This is a genomic window from Klebsiella sp. MISC125 (assembly GCF_051131775.1).
Lineage (GTDB): Bacteria > Pseudomonadota > Gammaproteobacteria > Enterobacterales > Enterobacteriaceae > Klebsiella.
Map to the genome: position 1 here is coordinate 4961357 of NZ_CP180448.1, position 24240 is coordinate 4985596.

Below are 24240 nucleotides of genomic sequence, written 5' to 3' on the forward strand. Positions count from 1 at the left end.
TAAGATGACACGTAGTATGAAGAGATGTTTTAATAACAAAAATAGTCAAAATATCAATAGAATTTTGCCACAGGTGCAATAATGAGAGCTACCTCAGAAGAAATCGCCATCTTTGTCGCCGTAGTAGAGAGTGGTAGCTTCAGTCGCGCGGCTGAACAGTTAGGACAAGCCAACTCTGCCGTGAGCCGGGCCGTGAAAAAGCTGGAGTCAAAACTCGGTGTTAGCCTGCTTAACCGTACCACTCGTCAACTAAGTTTGACCGAAGAGGGGGAGCGTTATTTTCGCCGTGTACAGGTGGTGCTTCAGGAAATGGCAGCGGCTGAGAATGAGCTTCTGGAAAGTCGGACGACGCCAAGAGGATTATTACGTGTTGATGCCGCAACACCAGTGATGCTGCATTTTCTAATGCCTTTGATAAAACCTTTTCGCGAACGCTACCCGGAGATGAGTCTTGCTTTGGTCTCCTCAGAAACGTTTATAAATCTGATTGAGCGTAAAGTTGATGTTGCCATCCGCGCGGGTACCCTGACTGACTCCAGTTTGCGCGCCAGACCGTTGTTTAATAGCTACCGCAAAATTATCGCCTCACCGGAGTATCTTGCTTGTTTCGGTACACCGCAAAACGTAGCCGATTTAAAAAATCACCAGTGCCTGGGTTTTAGCGAACCCTTGTCATTGAATACATGGCCCGTTTCCTGCTGTGATGGCCAACTGCTGGAGGTTGAATGTGAAATATCGTCTAACAGTGGAGAAACACTCAAACAACTTTGCCTCGCAGGTAACGGCATCGCTTGCCTGTCGGATTATATGGTGGATAAAGAGATTGCCAGCGGGGAGTTTGTTGAATTGCTTGCCGACAAACGCCTGCCGGTCGAGATGCCATTCAGCGCGGTGTACTACAGCGACAGGGCCGTAAGCACGCGCATCAGGGCATTTATTGATTTTCTTAGTGAGCACGTCAAACAGCTCCCGAAGGAGCTGTAAGAGACTGTCTTCCGGCAGCGGCGTAAACCGCCGTGCCGGAGGCCGTGGATTAATCCCACTTCGGCGCCAGGCCTTCCGGGCTTACCAGGCGGTCGTTGCAATCCAGCGCAGCGATCGCTTGACGATCTTCATCATCCAGCTTCAGATCCAGCGCTTTCAGGTTGCTCGCCAGGTTTTCACGCTTGGTGGAAGATGGGATAACCGCATAACCTTCGCCCATCGCCCATGCCAGGATGACCTGAGCCGGGGTCGCATTATGTTTAGCGGCGATACGGGCAATCACTTCATCTTTCAGAGCTTTACCGTAGGCCAGCGTCATATAAGAAGTGATATGGATACCGTGCTCACGCGCCCAATCGACCACTTTACGGTTCTGCAGGTACGGAGACAGTTCGACCTGGTTGGTCGCGATATTCTCCGCACCGACAGTAGCAATTGCACGCTCCATCAGCGGGATAGTGAAGTTAGAGATACCAATCTGACAGGTCAGCCCCTCTTTCTTCGCTTCCAGTAGGGCGGCCATAAACTCTTCGACTGCAACAGCATCATTCGGTGACGGCCAATGGATCAGCGTCAGGTCGACATAGTCGGTACGAAGCTTCTGCAAACTCTCTTTCAGGCTGGCGATCAGCTTGTCTTTACCCAGGTTTTCAATCCAGATCTTGGTGGTGATGAACAGCTCATCACGCGCGATGCCACTTTCAGCAATGGCCTGACCTACAGCCGCTTCGTTATCATAGATTTGTGCGGTATCAATGGCGCGATAGCCCAGCTCCAGCGCCGTTTTTACAGAAGCGATTACCACATCATCTTTAAGGCGGAAGGTGCCAAGACCAAATGCAGGGATTGTCATGATTTTCCTCTTTATTTATCAATATCGGTTAACGAGGACAATTATGGCGAATGAAAGGAGCGGGAAAAAGATCGCTATATGCAGAGGATTTTTGCTAAATCAGCAATAATTAAACGACAAGAAAAGAAAAAGCCCTGAGCAAATGCTCAGGGCTTTTAATAAGTGGCGGAACGGACGGGACTCGAACCCGCGACCCCCTGCGTGACAGGCAGGTATTCTAACCGACTGAACTACCGCTCCACCGAATTTCTTTACAACCACCGGTTTAATGCCCCGGTTTCACTTGCTAATTTGATGCCTGGCAGTTCCCTACTCTCACATGGGGAGACCCCACACTACCATCGGCGCTACGGCGTTTCACTTCTGAGTTCGGCATGGGGTCAGGTGGGACCACCGCGCTGTCGCCGCCAGGCAAATTCTGTTTATCTGTATCAAGCTGAAATTCTCTCAAATCCGCCAAAACATCTTCGGCGTTGTAAGGTTAAGCCTCACGGTTCATTAGTACCGGTTAGCTCAACGTATCGCTACGCTTACACACCCGGCCTATCAACGTCGTCGTCTTCAACGTTCCTTCAGGACTCTCAAGGAGTCAGGGAGAACTCATCTCGGGGCAAGTTTCGTGCTTAGATGCTTTCAGCACTTATCTCTTCCGCATTTAGCTACCGGGCAATGCCATTGGCATGACAACCCGAACACCAGTGATGCGTCCACTCCGGTCCTCTCGTACTAGGAGCAGCCCCCCTCAATTCTCCAGCGCCCACGGCAGATAGGGACCGAACTGTCTCACGACGTTCTAAACCCAGCTCGCGTACCACTTTAAATGGCGAACAGCCATACCCTTGGGACCTACTTCAGCCCCAGGATGTGATGAGCCGACATCGAGGTGCCAAACACCGCCGTCGATATGAACTCTTGGGCGGTATCAGCCTGTTATCCCCGGAGTACCTTTTATCCGTTGAGCGATGGCCCTTCCATTCAGAACCACCGGATCACTATGACCTGCTTTCGCACCTGCTCGCGCCGTCACGCTCGCAGTCAAGCTAGCTTATGCCATTGCACTAACCTCCTGATGTCCGACCAGGATTAGCTAACCTTCGTGCTCCTCCGTTACTCTTTAGGAGGAGACCGCCCCAGTCAAACTACCCACCAGACACTGTCCGCAACCCGGATTACGGGTCCACGTTAGAACACCAGCCATTAAAGGGTGGTATTTCAAGGATGGCTCCATGCAGACTGGCGTCCACACTTCAAAGCCTCCCACCTATCCTACACATCAAGGACCAGTGTTCAGTGTCAAGCTATAGTAAAGGTTCACGGGGTCTTTCCGTCTTGCCGCGGGTACACTGCATCTTCACAGCGAGTTCAATTTCACTGAGTCTCGGGTGGAGACAGCCTGGCCATCATTACGCCATTCGTGCAGGTCGGAACTTACCCGACAAGGAATTTCGCTACCTTAGGACCGTTATAGTTACGGCCGCCGTTTACCGGGGCTTCGATCAAGAGCTTCTCCTTACGGATAACCCCATCAATTAACCTTCCGGCACCGGGCAGGCGTCACACCGTATACGTCCACTTTCGTGTTTGCACAGTGCTGTGTTTTTAATAAACAGTTGCAGCCAGCTGGTATCTTCGACTGATTTCAGCTCCATGAGCAAGTCACTTCACCTACCATCAGCGTGCCTTCTCCCGAAGTTACGGCACCATTTTGCCTAGTTCCTTCACCCGAGTTCTCTCAAGCGCCTTGGTATTCTCTACCTGACCACCTGTGTCGGTTTGGGGTACGATTTGATGTTACCTGATGCTTAGAGGCTTTTCCTGGAAGCAGGGCATTTGTTACTTCAGCACCGTAGTGCCTCGTCATCACACCTCAGCGTTGAATAACGTTCCGGATTTACCTGGAACATCCGCCTACATGCTTAAACCGGGACAACCGTCGCCCGGCTAACATAGCCTTCTCCGTCCCCCTTCGCAGTAACACCGAGTACAGGAATATTAACCTGTTTCCCATCGACTACGCCTTTCGGCCTCGCCTTAGGGGTCGACTCACCCTGCCCCGATTAACGTTGGACAGGAACCCTTGGTCTTCCGGCGAGCGGGCTTTTCACCCGCTTTATCGTTACTTATGTCAGCATTCGCACTTCTGATACCTCCAGCAACCCTCACAGGCCACCTTCAACGGCTTACAGAACGCTCCCCTACCCAACAACGCATAAGCGTCGCTGCCGCAGCTTCGGTGCATGGTTTAGCCCCGTTACATCTTCCGCGCAGGCCGACTCGACCAGTGAGCTATTACGCTTTCTTTAAATGATGGCTGCTTCTAAGCCAACATCCTGGCTGTCTGTGCCTTCCCACATCGTTTCCCACTTAACCATGACTTTGGGACCTTAGCTGGCGGTCTGGGTTGTTTCCCTCTTCACGACGGACGTTAGCACCCGCCGTGTGTCTCCCGTGATAACATTCTTCGGTATTCGTAGTTTGCATCGGGTTGGTAAGTCGGGATGACCCCCTAGCCGAAACAGTGCTCTACCCCCGAAGATGAGTTCACGAGGCGCTACCTAAATAGCTTTCGGGGAGAACCAGCTATCTCCCGGTTTGATTGGCCTTTCACCCCCAGCCACAAGTCATCCGCTAATTTTTCAACATTAGTCGGTTCGGTCCTCCAGTTAGTGTTACCCAACCTTCAACCTGCCCATGGCTAGATCACCGGGTTTCGGGTCTATACCCTGCAACTTAACGCCCAGTTAAGACTCGGTTTCCCTGCGGCTCCCCTATACGGTTAACCTTGCTACAGAATATAAGTCGCTGACCCATTATACAAAGGTACGCAGTCACCCAACAAGTGGGCTCCTACTGCTTGTACGTACACGGTTTCAGGTTCTGTTTCACTCCCCTCGCCGGGGTTCTTTTCGCCTTTCCCTCACGGTACTGGTTCACTATCGGTCAGTCAGGAGTATTTAGCCTTGGAGGATGGTCCCCCATATTCAGACAGGATACCACGTGTCCCGCCCTACTCTTCGAGTTCACAGCCTGTGTGTTTTTGTGTACGGGAGTATCACCCTGTACCCTGCGACTTTCCAGACGCTTCCACTAACACACAAACTGATTCAGACTCTGGGCTCCTCCCCGTTCGCTCGCCGCTACTGGGGGAATCTCGGTTGATTTCTTTTCCTCGGGGTACTTAGATGTTTCAGTTCCCCCGGTTCGCTTCGTTAAGCTATGTATTCACTTAACGATAGTGTGACGGATCACACTGGGTTTCCCCATTCGGAAATCGTCGGTTATAACGGTTCATATCACCTTACCGACGCTTATCGCAGATTAGCACGTCCTTCATCGCCTCTGACTGCCAGGGCATCCACCGTGTACGCTTAGTCGCTTAACCTCACAACCCGAAGATGTTTCGTAAAACACTTCGTGCTGCAAAAATTTGAGAGACTCGAACACACCGTCATGCTGTTCTTATTACGGAGAACAGACGCAGCGTGTCGTTTCAATTTTCAGCTTGATCCAGATTTTTAAAGAGCAAAACTTCGCAGTGCACCTTTTCAGGTACACTCTGAAGTTTTCTTGTTTTTTGCAGTAAAAGGATGGTGGAGCTATGCGGGATCGAACCGCAGACCTCCTGCGTGCAAGGCAGGCGCTCTCCCAGCTGAGCTATAACCCCATCGTAAAAACTTATCTCTGTACCGATAATTTGTCCTGAGACAAGGCGTGGAATGACGAAGCATACTGACGTATGCGAGTCGTTTCACAACACAGTATCAGGGCAAATTTGGTAGGCCTGAGTGGACTTGAACCACCGACCTCACCCTTATCAGGGGTGCGCTCTAACCACCTGAGCTACAAGCCTGCAGAGATTTTTTACTGCTAATTTTTCATCAGACAATCTGTGTGGACACTACAAAGGCAGGTTCTTTAAGGTAAGGAGGTGATCCAACCGCAGGTTCCCCTACGGTTACCTTGTTACGACTTCACCCCAGTCATGAATCACAAAGTGGTAAGCGCCCTCCCGAAGGTTAAGCTACCTACTTCTTTTGCAACCCACTCCCATGGTGTGACGGGCGGTGTGTACAAGGCCCGGGAACGTATTCACCGTGGCATTCTGATCCACGATTACTAGCGATTCCGACTTCACGGAGTCGAGTTGCAGACTCCGATCCGGACTACGACATACTTTATGAGGTCCGCTTGCTCTCGCGAGGTCGCTTCTCTTTGTATATGCCATTGTAGCACGTGTGTAGCCCTACTCGTAAGGGCCATGATGACTTGACGTCATCCCCACCTTCCTCCAGTTTATCACTGGCAGTCTCCTTTGAGTTCCCGGCCGGACCGCTGGCAACAAAGGATAAGGGTTGCGCTCGTTGCGGGACTTAACCCAACATTTCACAACACGAGCTGACGACAGCCATGCAGCACCTGTCTCAGAGTTCCCGAAGGCACCAAAGCATCTCTGCTAAGTTCTCTGGATGTCAAGAGTAGGTAAGGTTCTTCGCGTTGCATCGAATTAAACCACATGCTCCACCGCTTGTGCGGGCCCCCGTCAATTCATTTGAGTTTTAACCTTGCGGCCGTACTCCCCAGGCGGTCGACTTAACGCGTTAGCTCCGGAAGCCACTCCTCAAGGGAACAACCTCCAAGTCGACATCGTTTACAGCGTGGACTACCAGGGTATCTAATCCTGTTTGCTCCCCACGCTTTCGCACCTGAGCGTCAGTCTTTGTCCAGGGGGCCGCCTTCGCCACCGGTATTCCTCCAGATCTCTACGCATTTCACCGCTACACCTGGAATTCTACCCCCTCTACAAGACTCTAGCCTGCCAGTTTCGAATGCAGTTCCCAGGTTGAGCCCGGGGATTTCACATCCGACTTGACAGACCGCCTGCGTGCGCTTTACGCCCAGTAATTCCGATTAACGCTTGCACCCTCCGTATTACCGCGGCTGCTGGCACGGAGTTAGCCGGTGCTTCTTCTGCGAGTAACGTCAATCACTAAGGTTATTAACCTCAATGCCTTCCTCCTCGCTGAAAGTACTTTACAACCCGAAGGCCTTCTTCATACACGCGGCATGGCTGCATCAGGCTTGCGCCCATTGTGCAATATTCCCCACTGCTGCCTCCCGTAGGAGTCTGGACCGTGTCTCAGTTCCAGTGTGGCTGGTCATCCTCTCAGACCAGCTAGGGATCGTCGCCTTGGTGAGCCGTTACCTCACCAACAAGCTAATCCCATCTGGGCACATCTGATGGCATGAGGCCCGAAGGTCCCCCACTTTGGTCTTGCGACGTTATGCGGTATTAGCTACCGTTTCCAGTAGTTATCCCCCTCCATCAGGCAGTTTCCCAGACATTACTCACCCGTCCGCCGCTCGTCACCCGAGAGCAAGCTCTCTGTGCTACCGCTCGACTTGCATGTGTTAGGCCTGCCGCCAGCGTTCAATCTGAGCCATGATCAAACTCTTCAATTTAAGTTTGATGCTCGTGAATTAAACTTCGTAATGAATTACGTATGTTCACTCAGAGACTTGGTATTCATTTTTCGTCTTGCGACGTTAAGAATCCATGTCACTTTGAGTGCCCACACAGATTGTCTGATAAATTGTTAAAGAGCAGTGCAACGCGGCTTTCGCTCACCGTTGCGAGGTGGCGTATATTACGCTTTCCTCTTTCAGAGTCAACCTCTTATTTTCAGGTTTTCTCTTCAACCGACCCGGCTGTTTGTGTGAAGTGATTCACATCTGCCGTGTCAGTGGGAGCGCATTATAGGGAGTTCTTCGGCGGTGACAAGCGGAAAAATACAATTTTATTTCAACCGCTCAACTTTTATACGTAACGTTTACTTTTGCTGCTTTTTGATGGCATCAGGCAGGTCCGCCAGGCTATTAAGCACCCAATCCGCGGCATTTTCCGCTTCCGGAGTGACTGGCTTGCCAGTACGAACTAATACTTTTGTCCCAATATCTGCAGCCAAAGCCGCCTGCATATCTTCTACTTTATCGCCTACCATATATGAAGCAGCCATATCTATATGCAGATAGTCGCGCGCCGAGATAAACATTCCAGGATGCGGCTTGCGGCAGTCACAGGTCTGACGAAATTCTTCTACAGTACCCTGCGGGTGATGCGGACAATAATAGATACCATCCAGATCAACGCCACGGTCAGCCAACGACCAGTCCATCCACTCAGTCAGCGTTTCAAACTGATCTTCAGTAAATTTACCGCGGGCAATGCCGGACTGATTGGTCACCACCACCAGCGCATAACCCATCTCCTTTAATTGACGCATTGCGTCAATGACGCCATCAATAAATTCAAAGTTGTCGATTTCGTGCACGTATCCGTGATCAACATTAATTGTGCCATCACGGTCAAGAAAAATTGCGGGTACTGACTTTGCCACCGGTTTGCTCCTGATAAAGGCTAGTCTGATTAGTATCGCATGTTTCCAGACGCAAGAAAGTGCTCATTATACAGAGTCAGATTGATTTAGACGTCTGGATGCCTTAACATCCATTTCATTGACAGGCATCGCCTGGACACGGCAGAAGAAAATGCCACGGCAAACGGCTAAACGATAATAAATAACTGATGATTAAACTTTCGAATATCACCAAAGTGTTCCAACAAGGGAACCGCAGCATACAGGCGCTGAACGATGTCAGCCTGCATGTGCCTGCTGGTCAGATTTATGGCGTCATCGGCGCTTCTGGCGCGGGTAAAAGTACCTTGATCCGCTGTGTTAACTTGCTTGAACGCCCTACTGAAGGCAGCGTGCAAGTTGATGGCCAGGAGCTAACGGCGCTTTCCGAAAAAGAGCTGACCCGCGCTCGCCGTCAGATTGGCATGATCTTCCAGCACTTTAACCTGCTTGCCTCGCGTACCGTGTTCGGCAACGTTGCCCTGCCTCTGGAGCTCGACAATACGCCTAAAGATGAAATTAAGCGCCGGGTTACCGAGCTGCTTGCTCTCGTTGGGCTGGAAGACAAACACGATAGCTACCCGGCGAACCTCTCAGGCGGGCAAAAGCAGCGCGTCGCCATTGCGCGCGCGTTAGCCAGCAACCCGAAGGTTCTGCTCTGCGATGAAGCCACCAGCGCCCTGGATCCAGCGACCACTCGTTCGATTCTGGAGTTGCTGAAAGATATCAATCGTCGCCTGGGCCTGACGATTCTGCTTATCACTCATGAAATGGATGTGGTCAAACGCATCTGTGACTGCGTTGCTGTTATCAGCAACGGTCAGCTGATTGAACAGGATACGGTGAGCGAAGTCTTCTCTCATCCCAAAACGCCGCTGGCGCAGCAGTTTATTCAATCAACGCTGCATCTGGATATCCCGGATGATTATCAGGCTCGCCTGAAACCTGAGGCTCTTCCTGATAGCGTACCGATGCTGCGCATGGAGTTCACTGGTCATTCCGTTGATGCCCCGCTTCTCTCTGAAACCGCTCGTCGCTTTAATGTGAACAACAACATTATTAGCGCGCAGATGGATTACGCTGGCGGTGTGAAATTCGGCATTATGCTGACCGAAATGCACGGCACACAGGAAGATACCCAGGCCGCAATCGCCTGGCTGCAGGAACATCATGTAAAAGTAGAGGTACTGGGATATGTCTGAACCAATGATCTGGCTGCTGGTTCGCGGCGTATGGGAAACGCTGGCCATGACGTTTGTCTCCGGCTTCTTCGGTTTTGTTCTCGGCTTACCGGTCGGCGTACTGCTGTATGTCACCCGTCCAGGGCAAATTGCGGCTAACGCGAAGCTGTACCGTACGCTGTCTGCGGTGGTTAACATCTTCCGCTCAATTCCTTTTATCATCTTGCTGGTATGGATGATTCCATTCACTCGTATTATTGTCGGGACGTCGATTGGTCTGCAGGCAGCAATCGTCCCGTTGACAGTTGGTGCCGCACCCTTTATCGCTCGTATGGTGGAAAACGCCCTATTGGAGATTCCGACCGGTCTTATCGAAGCATCACGCGCTATGGGCGCAACACCGATGCAGATCGTGCGTAAAGTCCTGCTGCCGGAAGCGCTGCCGGGTCTGGTGAATGCGGCAACTATCACGCTAATTACCCTGGTTGGCTATTCCGCGATGGGCGGTGCTGTGGGTGCCGGTGGCCTGGGGCAGATTGGCTACCAGTATGGCTATATCGGCTACAATGCAACCGTGATGAATACCGTACTGGTATTACTGGTTATTCTGGTTTATTTAATTCAATTCTCTGGCGATCGTATCGTCCGGGCTGTGACTCACAAATAACATTACACACAATACAGAATCTTACAGGAAGGAAATAACATGGCCTTTAATTTCAAAACCTTTGCGGCTGTCGGTGCGTTAATCGGTTCTCTGGCTCTGGTGGGTTGCGGTCAGGATGAAAAAGATCCAAATCATATTAAAGTCGGCGTTATCGTCGGTGCGGAACAGCAGGTTGCTGAAGTCGCGCAGAAAGTAGCAAAAGAAAAATACGGCCTTGATGTTGAGCTGGTAACCTTCAACGACTACGTTCTGCCGAACGAAGCGCTGAGCAAAGGCGATATCGATGTTAACGCCTTCCAGCATAAACCTTATCTTGATCAGCAGATTAAAGACCGTGGCTACAAACTGGTTTCCGTGGGTAACTCTTTCGTCTACCCCATTGCCGGTTATTCGAAAAAAATCAAATCACTGGACGAGTTGCAACCGGGTTCTCAGGTCGCAATCCCTAACGATCCGACAAACCTTGGTCGCTCACTGCTGCTGTTGCAGCAAGTTGGTCTGATCAAACTGAAAGAAGGTGTGGGTCTGCTGCCGACCTCTCTGGATGTTATTGAAAACCCGAAAAACCTGAAAATTGTTGAGTTGGAAGCACCACAGCTTCCACGTTCTCTGGATGATGCACAGATCGCCCTGGCGGTTATCAATACCACCTACGCCAGCCAGATTGGTCTGACGCCAGCAAAAGACGGTATTTTTGTGGAAGGTAAAGATTCTCCATACGTGAACCTGATTGTTGCTCGTGAAGACAACAAAGATGCGGAAAATGTTAAGAAATTTGTTCAAGCCTACCAAAGTGACGAAGTTTACGAAGCGGCTAACAAAATCTTTAACGGCGGCGCAGTGAAAGGCTGGTAATCTTTTTTCAGCGTAATATCATGCAGGGCGGGCTTTATGCCCGCCTTGTCATTTATGCAAGCACCTGATTCAATAGCGCCCTGTTTTATTATTTACTGAGGAAATACTATGCGTGCTTTACCGGTCTGTTTGTTAGCACTCATGTTAAGCGGCTGTTCGATGTTAAGCAGATCTCCTGTTGGCCCTGCACAAAGTATGGTAAGTCCGCCAGCCAAATCAGAACCGACAAAGCCGAAAGCGACGCGTCCGGCTCCGGTAAGAATCTATACTGATGCCGCAGAATTGGTGGGTAAACCTTTCCGCGAACTGGACGAAGTTACCGGTGAATCATGTCAGGCATCGAATCAAGACTCTCCGCCAAATATCCCGACAGCCCGTAAACGTATGCAGGTTAACGCTGCAAAAATGCAAGCGAATGCCGTTTTGCTGCATCGTTGTGAAGTCACCAGCGGTACGCCAGGCTGCTACCGTCAGGCTGTTTGCTTTGGCTCGGCTCTTAACGTTTCGGCGCAATGAGTGCTTTTCAGTTTGCACAGATAGGCGTGATTCGCTCGCCATATAAAGAAAAGTTTGCCGTCCCCCGCCAGCCTGGGTTGGTCAAAAATGGTGGCGGCGAATTACACCTCTTGCCTCCTTACAACCAGGCCGATGCCGTACGCGGCCTGGAGGATTTCAGTCATCTCTGGGTGCTGTTTGTTTTTCATCAGACGATGGAAGGCGGCTGGCGCCCAACCGTCCGCCCGCCTCGCCTCGGAGGAAATGCGCGGATGGGCGTATTCGCCACCCGTTCAACCTTTCGCCCTAACCCAATAGGCATGTCGCTGGTTGAGCTAAAAAGTATTCGCTGTCAGAAAGAGCAGGTTATTCTTGAGCTAGGGAGCCTGGATCTGGTGGATGGAACTCCAGTGGTCGACATAAAACCTTACCTGCCGTTTGCAGAGGCATTGCCAGACGCCAGCGCCAGCTATGCTCAGCAGGCTCCGCTGGCGGAAATGGCGGTCTGCTTCACGCCAGAAACAGAAGCTCAGCTTTTGACGCTGGAAAAACGCTACCCACGGCTGAAGATGTTTATCACCGAAGTACTAGCGCAAGATCCGCGACCGGCTTATCGCAAGGAAGAAGAAGCAGGAAAAACATATGCCGTCTGGCTGCTTGATTTTAACGTGCGCTGGCGGGTGATTTCGTCCGGTTTTGAAGTCTTTTCTCTCGAACCACGCTAATTTTATTTTCCTCTCTTTTGGCATCTTTGCCACACTGGTAAACTAAACCACTTTTTTTGTGTCAGGCTGGCTTTCGGCCTGTACCGATCGCCCAAATGGAACCGTAACAACATGCGTACTAGCCAATATCTGCTCTCCACTCTGAAGGAGACACCTGCCGACGCCGAAGTCATCAGCCATCAGCTGATGCTGCGCGCCGGGATGATCCGCAAGCTGGCCTCTGGGTTGTATACCTGGTTACCGACCGGCGTGCGCGTCCTGAAAAAAGTCGAAAACATCGTGCGTGAAGAGATGAACAACGCCGGTGCGATCGAGGTGTTAATGCCGGTCGTTCAGCCATCTGAACTGTGGCAAGAGAGCGGACGTTGGGAGCAGTACGGCCCGGAACTGCTGCGCATTGCTGATCGAGGCGATCGTCCTTTCGTACTCGGTCCGACTCATGAAGAAGTCATCACCGATCTGATTCGCAACGAGCTGAACTCCTATAAGCAGTTGCCGCTGAATTTCTTCCAGATTCAAACAAAGTTCCGTGATGAAGTCCGTCCTCGCTTTGGCGTCATGCGCTCACGCGAATTCCTGATGAAAGATGCCTACTCTTTCCATACTTCTCAGGAATCTCTGCAAGAGACCTATGACAAGATGTACGAGGCCTACAGCAAAATCTTCACCCGTATGGATCTGGATTTCCGTGCGGTGCAGGCTGATACCGGCTCTATCGGCGGCAGCGCTTCCCATGAATTCCAGGTACTGGCGCTGAGCGGCGAAGATGATGTGATCTTCTCTGATTCTTCCGATTACGCGGCCAACATTGAGTTCGCCGAAGCTGTTGCGCCGAAAGAACCACGCGCTGATGCAACCCAAGAAATGACGCTGGTCGATACGCCGAATGCGAAAACCATCGCCGAACTGGTTGAGCAGTTCAATCTGCCAATCGAGAAAACCGTGAAAACCCTGCTGGTGAAAGCGGTAGAAGACAGCGCATATCCTCTGGTTGCCCTGCTGGTTCGCGGCGACCACGAGCTGAACGAAGTCAAAGCCGAGAAGCTGCCGCAGGTTGCCAGCCCGTTAACCTTCGCCACCGAAGAAGAAATCCGCGCCGTTGTGAAAGCAGGTCCAGGTTCTCTTGGGCCAGTCAACATGCCGATTCCCGTGGTTATTGACCGCACCGTTGCGGCAATGAGCGATTTTGCCGCTGGCGCGAACGTGGATGGTAAGCACTACTTCGGTATTAACTGGGATCGCGACGTAGCGACTCCAGAAGTAGCTGACATTCGTAACGTTGTTGCCGGTGACCCTAGCCCAGACGGTCAGGGGACACTGTTGATTAAACGCGGTATTGAAGTGGGTCATATCTTCCAGTTAGGCACCAAGTACTCAGAAGCGATGAAAGCCTCCGTACAGGGCGAAGATGGTCGCAACCAGATTCTGACCATGGGTTGCTACGGTATCGGGGTGACTCGTGTGGTGGCTGCGGCCATTGAGCAGAACTTTGACGATCGCGGGATTTTGTGGCCGGAAGCTATTGCACCGTTCCAGGTTGCTATTCTGCCAATGAACATGCACAAATCCTATCGTGTGCAGGAGCTGGCCGAGAAGCTGTACGCTGAGCTGACCGCTCAAGGTATCGAAGTACTGATGGACGACCGCAAAGAGCGTCCGGGCGTGATGTTTGCCGATATGGAGCTAATTGGTATCCCACACACCATTGTGCTGGGCGATCGCAACCTCGACAACGACGATATTGAGTATAAACACCGTCGTCACGGAGAGAAACAGTTGATCAAGACCGGCGATATCGTAGATTACCTGGTCGCACAAATTAAAGGTTAATACCAAAAAGGGGCTCTGATTTTTCAGAGCCTCTTTTTTTACAAGGATTGTAATCATGGCTAACCGAGCTGCAAGTTACGGCTTACTTTTTCTCATATCTGTATTGCTTTGCGCCTGTACGATGGACCTCAGCCAGCCTGATCCTTCAGAATCGACTATTAACAAGCAATCAAAACAATGGGCAATCAAACTTCAACGTCAGGGCTCAATTACAGATAAAGCACTGCTTGAGATTAGCGAAAAAGACCTGCGCCCCGGAGACTTGCTTTTCTCTTCCAGTATTGGCGTCACATCGCTGGGGATCCGTGCTTTCAGCACATCTTCCGTTAGCCACGTCGCCATCTACCTCGGGGATAGCCAGGTTGCAGAAGCCACAGGCGCTGGAGTACAGATTGTATCCCTTAAGCAAGCAATGCAGCACAGCGATAAACTATTTGCCCTAAGGGCGCCAGACCTCACACCTCAACAGGCCGCAGAAATTAAAAACTTCGCTTATAAAAATAAAGACAGCGGCTATAACTATCGCGGCATTATTGAATTCATCCCTTTTATGATGACAAAGCAGATGTGTTCTCTGAATCCTTTCTCCAGAGATTTTCGCCAACAGTGCGTTAACGGTCTGGCCAAAGCTCAGCTAAGCGACATTGCTCCCGAAGATAAGAAAACCTGGTTTTGTTCTGAGTTTGTCAGCGATGCCTTCGCTAAAGCCGGGCATCCGCTGACAATGGCGCAGCCGGGCTGGATTAGCCCCTCAGACCTGCTGCATATGCGCGAAGGCGACGTTTCCACCTTTAAGCCCGAAACACAATTACTGTACGCCGGGCATCTAAAGCTGGGGGTCTATATTAAAACAAGCCGCCTCGTAGGGCTGAATTAATCAACGAGTATTGCAATCTTTGTTTTGATAAAACGACCCTGCAGAATCCGTCGCCAGAACTTTAACCGGCTCTCCCGTATCAGGGTTAGCTTCGAGGGTAAAATGCCCTTCTACCACCAGCAATACTGGACGTGTATCTGTACCACGCGCAGCAGCATAGCCACGCTCGAGCTGAGCGTTGTTAGCCACAGCCACTCGCTTACCGGTCGCACAATCGGTAAATGTCGCCGCATCCGCCATATAGAAGTACATTCCACGCATCGCCATCGGTGTTATCGGCAGGCTGGCTTTGACCGACTCAAGCGTATAATTCAGCGTCGACTCAATGGGATTACCGTCACGATCGAGCATTTCTAGCTTGTCGCCTTTTGCACGATAATAAGACTTCTCGCCCTTACTATCAGTCAGCACCAGTTTATCGGCAGTGCGCGCCCAGATACCGTAGGAAGCAAAAGAGGAAGGCTCGCGGCTAACCCCCTGATAGCGTTCATTCATGACCCAGGTACCATCTTTCTCCAGAAAGAGCGTGGTTTCGATACCTTCACAATCGGCACAAGGCAATACGCCACGCCAGCTCTGCTGCATCGGTTTGAGCTCTTCCATCGGTGTAGGTTGTAACGTTTCAACTTCCGAACGATGATTACAGCCAAACAGCGCAAAAAGCGAACAGGCCGCCACGACTGAAAATACGATTTTCTTCACTGTAAATTCCTTATAATCCATTCCACCCGTTCGTCACGCCTTAAGGACGAACTTTCCCACGCAGCGCTTTGACTGAGGATTTTTGCGCCTTAGAGGCAAGTCGACGCTCTTTGGATGCCCGAGTCGGTCGCGTCTCCCGGCGACTTTTTTGCACTGCGGTTAATTCTTGTATTAGGGCAACCAGGCGAGCAATCGCCGCTTCGCGATTCATTTCCTGGCTGCGATATTCCTGAGCCTTAATGATAACCACACCGTCAGCAGAAATTAAGTGGTGGCTGGCAGCAAGCAGACGTTCCTTATAATACTCAGGCAGGCTTGATGCCTTAATATCAAAGCGCAAATGAATAGCCGTTGATGCCTTATTCACGTGCTGACCACCCGCGCCCTGCGCACGTATACCGGAAAGAGAGATCTCTTCATCCGCAATCGCCACGCTGCGGCTAATGGTAATCATGCGGGTGTTTGCCAGGCCGTTAAGTTAATTTCCAGATTATTCTTAGCGTCGGATAACCAGATACTGCCATCCTGGATAGTCGCCTGCAGTATCATCGTACGATCGGCAAATGCACTGAGCTGCGCCAGTTGAGTATCATCCAAATACCAGACCGTCAGCTTCGAAAACTGTGCCAGTTTACTCTTATTCTGCTGCCACCAAATTTCAGCCGCCCGACTATTATAGGCAAACAGCGCAACCTCTTGTGCCCGTGAGCAAGCTTTTTTAATCCGCCGATCGTCAGGCAGCCCCAGTTCAATCCATAAATCAACGCCCAGATGATCGTTAAGCAGCCAGAGCTCCGCTTCATCATCGGAAGACAAACCGCGGGTAAACTGCAGACGCTCGTTGGCATATTTGATCCACGCCAGCAGCCGCAGCATCATGCGCTCCTGGGTTTCAGACGGATGCTGAGCTAACGTCAGACTGGCATCCAGAAACTGGTTACGGTCCAGGTCAGCCACGTTCACCGTCGCTTTATAAATCGTCGCTTTCAGCGCCATGAATAAACTCCTGATAAAAATGGCGTACATTGTAGCTAAACTCACGACAAAAGGCTGTCAGCAATCAAAGGATCCCGTTTCATCCTGCTGATATTGCTTAAATGACTATGGTATAGTCACCTTGCTAAACAGAGTTTATCTTCGTAGGCTTAAACTTACATCCCACGGTTGAGTCAGGATGCTGACAGGAGGGCATGTGGACAAATATTGTGAGTTAATACGCAAGCGGTATGCGGAAATAGCCAGCGGGGATCTGGGGTATATTTCGGACGCGCTCGGTTGCGTGTTGAAAACATTGAATGAGATTGCGGCGGATCAGGCCCTTTCTGAGTCAGTCAGGGAAAAGGCCGCTTATGCGGCAGCAAACTTACTGGTGAGCGATTATGTCAATGAATGATACTTATCAACCCATCAATTGCGATGATTATGACAACCTCGAACTTGCCTGCCAGCACCATTTAGTTCTGGCGCTGGCGCTCAAAGATGGCGAACAGCTGCAAGGGAAGGCCAACGATCTGATCTCGCGCAAAAACATCGAGTATCTGGTAGTGGAACTCGCCGGCGACGTCCGCGAGCTACGCCTGGATAAAATCGCCAGTTTCAGCCACCCGGAAATCGGTACCGTCGTGGTCAGTGAGTCCTGAATCAAAACGGGTGGCCCTGGTCACCCGTTTTCCTCCACACCATCTGTACGCCTTTACCTTGCTCTACTCGCCCCTCTTGCGTGACAAACAGGTCATCGGCGGCAGCAATCAGCGTTTCGCCATAAAACAGTAACGGCGTAGTATCACGACGCCAGGGGGCTACGCCCAGTTCCTGCCATATCTTCTTCAGCTTGCGGCCACCGTGGCGGCCCACGATATGTAGATTACCGCTGGCACGAAAGCGTATTGTCACCGTATCTCCCTGATTCGGCTCACGTAACGCCCCACCAGGTTGTAACGCCAGCTCACCAAGATCAGCGGGTAACAACAGCGGTTCTGAAATATCGGGCCAGCTCAGCACGGCTTCTGTCTGACCCGGAATATACTTAACCCAATGCAGCCGCTGCTGATAACGACGAACGGTAAAATCGCCAAGACGTAGGCAAGGAAATGCATCTTCTCGCGCCTGTGCGACTTCACGCCAGATGCGCTCCGGTACATCGCGAGAAGGCATCAGCGCATTGTGCGCACCGAGCCAACGCCGCAGCAGCGCAGCCCGACGCGGCGCGCTCAGCGTAGTTAACGGCTCGACGGCCAGAGAACCGTCCTCCGCCATCAGCGTGGCGAGCTCCGCTGCCAGCATTTCGTCAAGCAGTTGTTCCTGCTCGCCGCACAGGCTGGCGCTACGGGCTACGGCCTCAGCAAAGTGCGGCCAGCGTGCGCTGAGTAACGGAACGACACGTAGGCGGAGAAAATTACGGTCGTAAGCATCATCCTGGTTACTTTCATCTTCAATCCAGGTGAGCTGATGAGTCATTGCCCACTGATATAGCGACTCGCGACGTTCATTGAGCAGCGGGCGCAATAGTTTCGTTCCGGCAAAGTTAGATTCACCCGACATCGCCGATAATCCGGTCGGTCCACTCCCCCGCTTAAGCGCCAGCAGGAAGGTTTCACACTGATCATCAAGATGTTGTGCGGTAACGAGTGCTTCTCCAGGCAAAAGCGCCATACGGAATGCCTGATAGCGAGCTTGCCGCGCGTGAGCCTCAATCCCCAGCCCCTCATCGCCGAGCACCACTCGTTCGACCAAAAGCGGCACCTGCCACTGCTGACAAACTTGCTGGCAGTGCGCCACCCAGCCATCGGCATTGGCGCTTAGCCCGTGGTGAATATGAATCGCCCGCAGTTGAATGGTTGGATCTTGTTCACGCCAACGGACCAGGCGGTGCAAAAGAACGGTCGAATCCAGCCCGCCGCTGAAGGCCAGCAAAAACTGGCGGTACGGTTGGAGCGTTTGCGCAAGATCTGAGATCATCATCATGTGAGTACTGACTGAGGAAAGCGTGTCCGGCACGTTACCCGGCAGGACACCTTCTGACAAGAATTACTGTTGATAGATTTCCAGCGGCAAGCCATCGGGATCATTGAAAAAGGTGAAGCGCTTATCGGTGAACGGATCGATACGTACGCCTTCACAAGCGACACCGTGCGCCTCAAGATGGGCAACGGCGGCATCAATGTCATCAACGCTAAACGCCAGATGACGTAATCCGCAGGCTTCAGGACGGCTTGGGCGCGAAGGAGGAAACGGGAAAGAAAACAGTTCAATGACATATTCGCCATTTAACGCCAGATCGCCCTTCCACGAATCGCGCTCTTCACGGTAGAACTCCCCCTGGAGAGTAAATCCCAAAATGTCGCAGTAGAAAGCTTTACTCTTCGCATAATCCGTCGCAATGATGGCGATATGGTGAACCCGTTTTAAACCCAGCATCGTAAAACCCCTCCTGTTGAAGCCTGCAAAGTTACTCGCGCCACCCGTAATCGCGCAAGCACTTAGTCATTTTTTAAGACTCGAACCCAATACACGCCGTCTTCATCACGTTTCGCCCCGTGGATGTCGGTTTCAAAACCCGGATAATGGCGCCCAATCGAACACAGCATTAACAGGAAATCGAGTACCGCCCGGCTCTCTTCGGTAATCATTTCCCCAGGCATCAGCAGCGGAACTCCCGGTGGATACGGCAGGATCATATTGGCTGAAATGCGTCCGACCAGATTCTCCAGCTCAATGGTCTCCACTTCACCTTTAATTTGCCGCTGCCAGGCTCGGTAAGGTGTCATTTTCATCTCAGGTAGAACATCAAAGGCACGCAGCATCAGTTGAGAAAGCTGGTGCTGGCGAATCAAGCGATGAATACCCTGAGCCAGTTCCTGAATGCGCATGTTGCGATAAAAATCCGGATCCTCAGCATAGAGATCCGGCAACATATTCTTCACTCGCAGATTCAGATCGTAAGAGCGCTTAAATTCCGTCAACCCACGCAGCAGTCCCATTGCGCGGGTTTTATCAATGCCGATACTGAAGAGAAACAACAGGTTATACGGCCCGGTTTTTTCAACCACCACACCGCGCTCATCGAGGAATTTCGCCACCAGCGAGGCTGGGATACCCTCATTATCCATGTTACCTTGCTCATCCATTCCGGGCGTCAGAATGGTCACTTTCACCGGGTCGAGGAACATATGGTCATCATCGGCATCCTGAAAGCCGTGCCACTGTTCACCCGGTGCGACTGGCCAGCACTGCGCTTCCCCCACCTCTTCCGGCTGCCAGATATCAAAGAACCAACCGTCAGACTCTTCACGTAGCCGCTGCACCTCTTTGCGAAAATCAAGCGCCCGTTCAATTGAACGCTGAATAAGGCGCCTGCCGGAGTTACCACGTAGCATCGCCGCAGCCGTTTCGATGGAGGCGACAATCGGGTAGCTCGGCGAGGTCGAGGTATGCATCATAAAAGCTTCATTAAAGGTATCTTCGTCGTAGCTGCCTTTAATATGGATAAGCGAAGCCTGCGACAGCGCCGCCAGCATTTTATGCGTCGACTGCGTTTCAAAGATAACTTTCCCGGCAATGCGATCGCCGCTCATGCCGCTTTTTCCCTGATAGATCGAGTGAAAATGGGTGTAGGGTACCCAGGCAGAGTCAAAGTGAATAGACGGCACGTCGAGGGTTTCTTTAATCCAGGTGGTGTTGTACAACAGTCCGTCATAGGTGGAGTTGGTGATCACCGCATGTACAGGCCATCCAGCACCACCCGCAGCATTTACCTTTTGCTGTATCACATCGCGGGTAAACTCGCGCTTCGGAATACCGCCGAGGATCCCCAGCGCATTGCGCGTCGGTTTTAACCATAACGGCACAACGTCACTCATCATCAGTAAATGCGCCAGCGATTTATGGCAGTTGCGATCGATAAGCAGGGTACTTCCCGCCGGAGCGGAATACATGCCGACAATTTTGTTCGACGTTGAAGTCCCGTTGGTCACCATATAGCTTTGTTCCGCGCCGAAAGCACGCGCAATATACTCTTCAGCCTCCAGATGTGGGCCGCTATGGTCGAGCAGCGACCCCAACTCCGTCACCGAAATAGAAACATCGGCCTTTAAGGTATTACCGCCGAAGAAATCATAAAACAAGCAACCTACCGGGCTTTTTTGATAGGCAGAGCCGCCCATATGCCCAGGGGTGCAGAAGGTATATTTTCCCTCTTGCACATAGTTGAATAATGCTTTAGTAAACGGTGGCGTGATGTTGTCGAGGTATTCGCGGGTGTACTGGCCAATTCGGGTCGCGATCTCTTCCGCCAGCCCAAGCGCATATTCGAAAAACCACAGCGTCATACGTAAATCCTGACCGCTGACATCCATCGTCGAATGCGCGTTGATAAAGGCGTATAGCGGCAGGTATTCATTCAGCTGGTTAATCTCGCTGCACAAATCAACGTTGTACTCATCCCAGTCAAAGATAACCCCACAGATCCGCGGATTATGTTCGATAAACTGCAACAGGTCGGCGCTGTTTTGCGGCCAGATGGTCTGGAAGCCTTGCCGTTGCAGGGCGGCTTCCAGTTCTTTGATCGGTTCGTCTTTGTGATAGACGCCATGGGGGCCCATGATGGCGATGATATTCACGCTTTCCTCCTGGAATTTACCTGAGGGAAGCATCATAACAATCACGCCAGTGCTTAGCACTGGCGGATTTATCTATATTACAACGCTTTCCAGGCATCACCCCAGGCAATACCAGCACCAGGTTCATAGTAAGTCGGCGCAACGTTACACCATGCACCTTCCGGTAGCGGTTTACACTGATACAGTGCGCCGTGGCTATTAACAATATCGCCCGCTTTCCAGGTCTGAGTACTGCTCCAGGAAGGATAGCTGATGGTGCCGCTATCTTTGCCATCTGTAGCTTCATCTGCAGCAGCCGCTTTGGCCTTCACGTTCAGCGTGTAAGTCGTCGTGCTGGACAGCAAGCCATCACTTACCGTCAGGCTGACAACGTACTGCGCATCCTGATCTTTCTCCGGAGCGGTAAAAGTGACAACAGCTTTATCCTGACCGCTAATAGTTTGACCATCCTGAGACATCCAGGTGTAGCTCAGCTTGTCGCCATTAGCATCGGTAGAGCCTTCAGCACTCAGAGAAACCTGGGCACCGGCTTCGATAGCGCCGATCGGGCCAGAGATACGGGCAACTGGCGCAACATTAGTCTCCTGCGCCGGCGTGGTATCTTCGGGCGTAACCGGAGTGGTATCAGTTGTCGAGTCTTCAGCCTGACCGTTGTCGTCTACGATGTTGACGTTGAAGTGGCCCTGGACGCATTTCGCATAGTCACCCGCTTTAAAGGCAGTATATGGCGTCTGATAGCCAACCAGTTGGCAAGCATTCGTTTTGCCATCAGAGGTCTCTGCGCTCCATCCCCAATCTTCTTCCCAGTAGATTGGCAGTGCGCCCGCGCCGCCTTCATCAAACTGCTTCATGTTTTTACAGCCGAGAACTTCGTCATCGGCAATCGGTACTTTCAGATAGTTAGCAAACTCTTTGTAGTAAGCGATACGGTTAAGAGACTGGGCGTTCTCTTCCGCACCACCGCACTCTACGCCGCCGTTGATAATTTGGATGCTCACGCCAAAGCCCGTGACCAGACCGTTTGCTTTATCGTGATCGTTTGGCTGCCAGGTACCATCAATAACGTGCAGCATAGATGGCTTCGGCGGCTGCGGGTAAACGAAGAAGAAGACGGCGCTCGCCAGGTTCATCCAGGTATCAGCAACCAGTTCCGGTTTATCCAACAGCGGACGAACGTCGCCGCCGTACATGGCATCAGAGAATGGGCCATAGTTGTAGTTGTAGGAGAGCTGTTTCGCCCCGCGACCAAAGTAGCTAAGGAAATCGCCATCTTTGTCTTTACCACACGGCCAGGTCTGACCCTGCCAGATATCCGGGTTACATTCGCCGTTGTAGCCGCCTTTCTGCCCTTCTACCCAACCAACTTCGCGGAGATAGACCAGAGCCTGACGCCATTCAGGAATATCACGCCAGCTTTCATGGCCACCGGTTTCCTGCGCAAAGTGAGCAAACATGGTTGCCAGAGATTTACGGCAGATAGCATCGCTGTCGCGGCCATCGGTATAGGTACCGCAAACAGCAGGGAATTTACCAACCGCTTTGAGGAAGTTGGAGTAAGTATATTCCGGAGCACGCATCGGGAACAGATAGTCCCAATCTTGCTCAGATAGCATACCCTCAACACGTTTAACGTTTGCCGGGTTGGTTGAAAGACCCGGTTCAATTTTTTCAACTTCACTATTAGACAGCGTCTGAATGGATGATTTTACCGCATCCATCAGTGGGAAGTCGGTTAATGCTTTTTCTTTAGCGCTCAGATCGCTCGCTTTAATGGTTGTCGCTTCTGTTGCACCAAGTAACGGTGCGGCCTGTGCGGCCCCCAGGCTTAACATGATCCCTGCGGCCACGGCGCTCAACGCGACGGTTTTATACAATGCCATAGTATTTCTCCTTTATCCTTGTTAACTGCCTGCCGGGTCGCAATACCTGGCAGTTGCTGCAGTTTTAGGGAAGAACGGCATCATCTGCTAATCACATTACCTCTCACTGATCTCATCTCGCATCAGTTAACAACACATAAAAAAAGGGCCGGAAAATCCGACCCTTAGAGATAAAAAATGATATTGATAATCAGGCGTAACCGTAGCTCATCAGACGCTGATAGCGACGGTTGAGCAGCTCTTCCTCATTCAGAGTGTCGAGGTCTGCCAGGTCAGCCAGCAGTTGCGCTTTCAAGCTCGCCGCTATCGCTTCCGGATTACGATGCGCGCCGCCCAGCGGCTCCGGAATGATAGAGTCAATCAGCTTCAGCTCTTTAAGACGCGGAGCGACGATACCCATCGCTTCAGCGGCCAGCGGCGCTTTGTCGGCGCTCTTCCACAGAATGGAAGCACAGCCTTCCGGGGAGATAACGGAATAAGTGCTGTACTGCAGCATATTCACTTTATCGCCCACGCCAATAGCCAGCGCGCCGCCGGAACCACCTTCACCAATCACGGTGCAGATAACCGGTACGCTCAGGCGTGACATTTCACGCAGGTTACGGGCAATCGCTTCAGACTGGCCGCGTTCTTCCGCTCCCACTCCCGGGTAAGCCCCTGGAGTGTCGATGAAAGTAATGATGGGCATTTTAAAACGCTCAGCCATCTCCATCAGGCGCAACGCCTTACGATAGCCTTCTGGTGCCGGCATCCCGAAGTTGCGACGAATTTTCTCTTTGGTTTCGCGCCCTTTTTGGTGGCCGATAATCATCACCGGACGCCCGTCCAGACGCGCAATCCCACCGACGATAGCTTTATCGTCAGCGTAAGCACGGTCACCAGCCAGTTCGTCGAATTCGTCGAAAGCCAGGCGAACATAATCCAGGGTGTATGGGCGACGTGGATGGCGTGCCAGCTGAGCGACCTGCCATGCGCCAAGATCGGCGAAGATCTTGCGCGTCAGCTCTACACTTTTTTCGCGCAGGCGATGCACTTCTTCATCGATATTAATATCCAGTTTCTCATCCTGGCGGCTTACCGCAGTCAGAGAATCGATTTTCGCTTCCAGCTCTGCAATCGGCTGTTCAAAATCAAGGAAATTCAGACTCATAGTATTCCTG

General features: G+C 51.7%; 20 protein-coding genes, 3 tRNA genes and 3 rRNA genes. 10 read left to right on the forward strand and 16 right to left on the reverse strand.

Features of this window, described 5'->3' with window-relative positions; translation table 11 throughout:
* Positions 1 to 81 precede the first annotated feature (81 nt).
* Entirely contained in the window at positions 82 to 984 is a 903-nt protein-coding gene (gene yafC, locus ACMYSL_RS23305) for a DNA-binding transcriptional regulator YafC (RefSeq protein ID WP_304256353.1), read from the forward strand.
* Between the two features lie 49 nt (positions 985 to 1033).
* Here yafC and dkgB read toward each other — a convergent pair whose 3' ends face one another.
* The 8 genes from dkgB to gmhB form a co-directional block, all read right to left on the reverse strand.
* Positions 1034 to 1837 (reverse strand): 2,5-didehydrogluconate reductase DkgB, encoded by an 804-nt coding sequence (gene dkgB, locus ACMYSL_RS23310; RefSeq protein WP_434660059.1) that lies wholly within the window; start codon positions 1835 to 1837, stop codon positions 1034 to 1036.
* Between the two features lie 163 nt (positions 1838 to 2000).
* A tRNA-Asp gene (locus tag ACMYSL_RS23315) sits at positions 2001 to 2077 on the reverse strand.
* Between the two features lie 56 nt (positions 2078 to 2133).
* Positions 2134 to 2249, reverse strand: a 5S ribosomal RNA gene (gene rrf, locus ACMYSL_RS23320).
* A gap of 65 nt (positions 2250 to 2314) precedes the next feature.
* A 23S ribosomal RNA gene (locus ACMYSL_RS23325) occupies positions 2315 to 5219 on the reverse strand.
* 206 nt (positions 5220 to 5425) lie between these two features.
* Positions 5426 to 5501 (reverse strand) — tRNA-Ala (locus ACMYSL_RS23330).
* A gap of 109 nt (positions 5502 to 5610) precedes the next feature.
* Positions 5611 to 5687 (reverse strand) — tRNA-Ile (locus ACMYSL_RS23335).
* A 71-nt stretch (positions 5688 to 5758) separates the two neighbouring features.
* Positions 5759 to 7297 (reverse strand): 16S ribosomal RNA (locus ACMYSL_RS23340).
* The 16S, 23S and 5S rRNA genes sit together here with 3 tRNA genes alongside, the layout of an rRNA operon.
* Before the next feature lie 368 nt (positions 7298 to 7665).
* Entirely contained in the window at positions 7666 to 8232 is a 567-nt protein-coding gene (gene gmhB, locus ACMYSL_RS23345) for a D-glycero-beta-D-manno-heptose 1,7-bisphosphate 7-phosphatase (RefSeq protein ID WP_434660060.1), read from the reverse strand.
* A gap of 188 nt (positions 8233 to 8420) precedes the next feature.
* Between gmhB and metN the strand changes: the two genes are divergently transcribed.
* The 7 genes from metN (at position 8421) to ACMYSL_RS23380 (ending at position 14880) form a co-directional block, all read left to right on the forward strand.
* Entirely contained in the window at positions 8421 to 9452 is a 1032-nt protein-coding gene (gene metN, locus ACMYSL_RS23350; RefSeq protein WP_182236466.1) for a methionine ABC transporter ATP-binding protein MetN, read from the forward strand.
* A complete protein-coding gene (locus tag ACMYSL_RS23355; protein WP_110272443.1) occupies positions 9445 to 10098 on the forward strand; it encodes a methionine ABC transporter permease MetI in 654 nt (217 codons plus the stop codon). The genes metN and ACMYSL_RS23355 overlap by 8 nt, the downstream gene beginning before the upstream one ends.
* A 39-nt stretch (positions 10099 to 10137) precedes the next feature.
* Entirely contained in the window at positions 10138 to 10953 is an 816-nt protein-coding gene (gene metQ, locus ACMYSL_RS23360) for a methionine ABC transporter substrate-binding lipoprotein MetQ (protein ID WP_110272444.1), read from the forward strand.
* 108 nt (positions 10954 to 11061) lie between these two features.
* Complete coding sequence (gene rcsF / locus ACMYSL_RS23365; protein ID WP_110272445.1) at positions 11062 to 11469, forward strand: Rcs stress response system protein RcsF; 408 nt, start codon at positions 11062 to 11064, stop codon at positions 11467 to 11469.
* A complete protein-coding gene (tsaA, locus tag ACMYSL_RS23370; RefSeq protein ID WP_182236465.1) occupies positions 11466 to 12173 on the forward strand; it encodes a tRNA (N6-threonylcarbamoyladenosine(37)-N6)-methyltransferase TrmO in 708 nt (235 codons plus the stop codon). The genes rcsF and tsaA overlap by 4 nt, the downstream gene beginning before the upstream one ends.
* A gap of 111 nt (positions 12174 to 12284) precedes the next feature.
* Positions 12285 to 14003, forward strand: coding sequence for a proline--tRNA ligase (proS, locus tag ACMYSL_RS23375; protein ID WP_112215843.1), 1719 nt, complete (start codon positions 12285 to 12287; stop codon positions 14001 to 14003).
* 55 nt (positions 14004 to 14058) lie between these two features.
* Positions 14059 to 14880 (forward strand): YaeF family permuted papain-like enzyme, encoded by an 822-nt coding sequence (locus ACMYSL_RS23380; RefSeq protein WP_142512265.1) that lies wholly within the window; start codon positions 14059 to 14061, stop codon positions 14878 to 14880.
* On the opposite strand, the gene nlpE is transcribed toward ACMYSL_RS23380, so the two are convergent.
* The 3 genes from nlpE to ACMYSL_RS23395 are packed head-to-tail and all read right to left on the reverse strand — an operon-like array spanning position 14881 to position 16578.
* Positions 14881 to 15582 (reverse strand): envelope stress response activation lipoprotein NlpE, encoded by a 702-nt coding sequence (nlpE, locus tag ACMYSL_RS23385; protein ID WP_110272449.1) that lies wholly within the window; start codon positions 15580 to 15582, stop codon positions 14881 to 14883.
* A 40-nt stretch (positions 15583 to 15622) separates the two neighbouring features.
* Entirely contained in the window at positions 15623 to 16036 is a 414-nt protein-coding gene (arfB, locus tag ACMYSL_RS23390) for an alternative ribosome rescue aminoacyl-tRNA hydrolase ArfB (protein ID WP_110272450.1), read from the reverse strand.
* Entirely contained in the window at positions 16033 to 16578 is a 546-nt protein-coding gene (locus tag ACMYSL_RS23395; protein WP_112215841.1) for a YaeQ family protein, read from the reverse strand. Before ACMYSL_RS23395 ends, arfB begins: the two co-directional genes overlap by 4 nt.
* Before the next feature lie 196 nt (positions 16579 to 16774).
* Here ACMYSL_RS23395 and ACMYSL_RS23400 point away from each other — a divergent pair, with 196 nt between their 5' ends.
* Complete coding sequence (locus ACMYSL_RS23400; RefSeq protein ID WP_110272452.1) at positions 16775 to 16975, forward strand: YaeP family protein; 201 nt, start codon at positions 16775 to 16777, stop codon at positions 16973 to 16975.
* Positions 16962 to 17222 carry a Rho-binding antiterminator gene (gene rof / locus ACMYSL_RS23405; RefSeq protein WP_110272453.1) on the forward strand — a complete coding sequence of 87 codons (261 nt, stop codon included), beginning with the start codon at positions 16962 to 16964 and terminating at the stop codon, positions 17220 to 17222. The genes ACMYSL_RS23400 and rof overlap by 14 nt, the downstream gene beginning before the upstream one ends.
* Before the next feature lies 1 nt (position 17223).
* Here rof and tilS read toward each other — a convergent pair whose 3' ends face one another.
* From tilS to accA, 5 genes are all read right to left on the reverse strand, one after another.
* Positions 17224 to 18540: a tRNA lysidine(34) synthetase TilS gene (gene tilS, locus ACMYSL_RS23410; protein WP_434664234.1), complete on the reverse strand. Its 1317-nt coding sequence runs from the start codon at positions 18538 to 18540 to the stop codon at positions 17224 to 17226.
* 69 nt (positions 18541 to 18609) lie between these two features.
* Positions 18610 to 18999: a VOC family protein gene (locus ACMYSL_RS23415; RefSeq protein WP_112215840.1), complete on the reverse strand. Its 390-nt coding sequence runs from the start codon at positions 18997 to 18999 to the stop codon at positions 18610 to 18612.
* A gap of 62 nt (positions 19000 to 19061) precedes the next feature.
* Positions 19062 to 21200: a lysine decarboxylase LdcC gene (locus ACMYSL_RS23420; protein WP_182236463.1), complete on the reverse strand. Its 2139-nt coding sequence runs from the start codon at positions 21198 to 21200 to the stop codon at positions 19062 to 19064.
* Between the two features lie 77 nt (positions 21201 to 21277).
* The gene (locus tag ACMYSL_RS23425; RefSeq protein WP_182236462.1) at positions 21278 to 23080 is read right to left on the reverse strand and encodes a chitinase; all 1803 of its coding nucleotides are present in this window, start codon (positions 23078 to 23080) and stop codon (positions 21278 to 21280) included.
* A gap of 190 nt (positions 23081 to 23270) precedes the next feature.
* Positions 23271 to 24230: an acetyl-CoA carboxylase carboxyl transferase subunit alpha gene (accA, locus tag ACMYSL_RS23430; protein ID WP_181483496.1), complete on the reverse strand. Its 960-nt coding sequence runs from the start codon at positions 24228 to 24230 to the stop codon at positions 23271 to 23273.
* Between the last annotated feature and the right edge of the window lie 10 nt (positions 24231 to 24240).

Excerpts from the sequence above, each read along its gene's own strand:
- ACMYSL_RS23380 (WP_142512265.1), top strand. The coding sequence starts at position 14,059 with ATGGCTAACCGAGCTGCAAGTTACGGCTTACTTTTTCTCATATCTGTA.
- metN (WP_182236466.1), top strand. The coding sequence starts at position 8,421 with ATGATTAAACTTTCGAATATCACCAAAGTGTTCCAACAAGGGAACCGC.
- ACMYSL_RS23355 (WP_110272443.1), top strand. The coding sequence starts at position 9,445 with ATGTCTGAACCAATGATCTGGCTGCTGGTTCGCGGCGTATGGGAAACG.
- metQ (WP_110272444.1), top strand. The coding sequence starts at position 10,138 with ATGGCCTTTAATTTCAAAACCTTTGCGGCTGTCGGTGCGTTAATCGGT.
- rcsF (WP_110272445.1), top strand. The coding sequence starts at position 11,062 with ATGCGTGCTTTACCGGTCTGTTTGTTAGCACTCATGTTAAGCGGCTGT.
- tilS (WP_434664234.1), bottom strand. The coding sequence starts at position 18,540 with ATGATCTCAGATCTTGCGCAAACGCTCCAACCGTACCGCCAGTTTTTG.
- proS (WP_112215843.1), top strand. The coding sequence starts at position 12,285 with ATGCGTACTAGCCAATATCTGCTCTCCACTCTGAAGGAGACACCTGCC.
- tsaA (WP_182236465.1), top strand. The coding sequence starts at position 11,466 with ATGAGTGCTTTTCAGTTTGCACAGATAGGCGTGATTCGCTCGCCATAT.
- ACMYSL_RS23425 (WP_182236462.1), bottom strand. The coding sequence starts at position 23,080 with ATGGCATTGTATAAAACCGTCGCGTTGAGCGCCGTGGCCGCAGGGATC.
- ACMYSL_RS23395 (WP_112215841.1), bottom strand. The coding sequence starts at position 16,578 with ATGGCGCTGAAAGCGACGATTTATAAAGCGACGGTGAACGTGGCTGAC.
- accA (WP_181483496.1), bottom strand. The coding sequence starts at position 24,230 with ATGAGTCTGAATTTCCTTGATTTTGAACAGCCGATTGCAGAGCTGGAA.
- rof (WP_110272453.1), top strand. The coding sequence starts at position 16,962 with ATGTCAATGAATGATACTTATCAACCCATCAATTGCGATGATTATGAC.
- arfB (WP_110272450.1), bottom strand. The coding sequence starts at position 16,036 with ATGATTACCATTAGCCGCAGCGTGGCGATTGCGGATGAAGAGATCTCT.
- ACMYSL_RS23415 (WP_112215840.1), bottom strand. The coding sequence starts at position 18,999 with ATGCTGGGTTTAAAACGGGTTCACCATATCGCCATCATTGCGACGGAT.
- dkgB (WP_434660059.1), bottom strand. The coding sequence starts at position 1,837 with ATGACAATCCCTGCATTTGGTCTTGGCACCTTCCGCCTTAAAGATGAT.
- yafC (WP_304256353.1), top strand. The coding sequence starts at position 82 with ATGAGAGCTACCTCAGAAGAAATCGCCATCTTTGTCGCCGTAGTAGAG.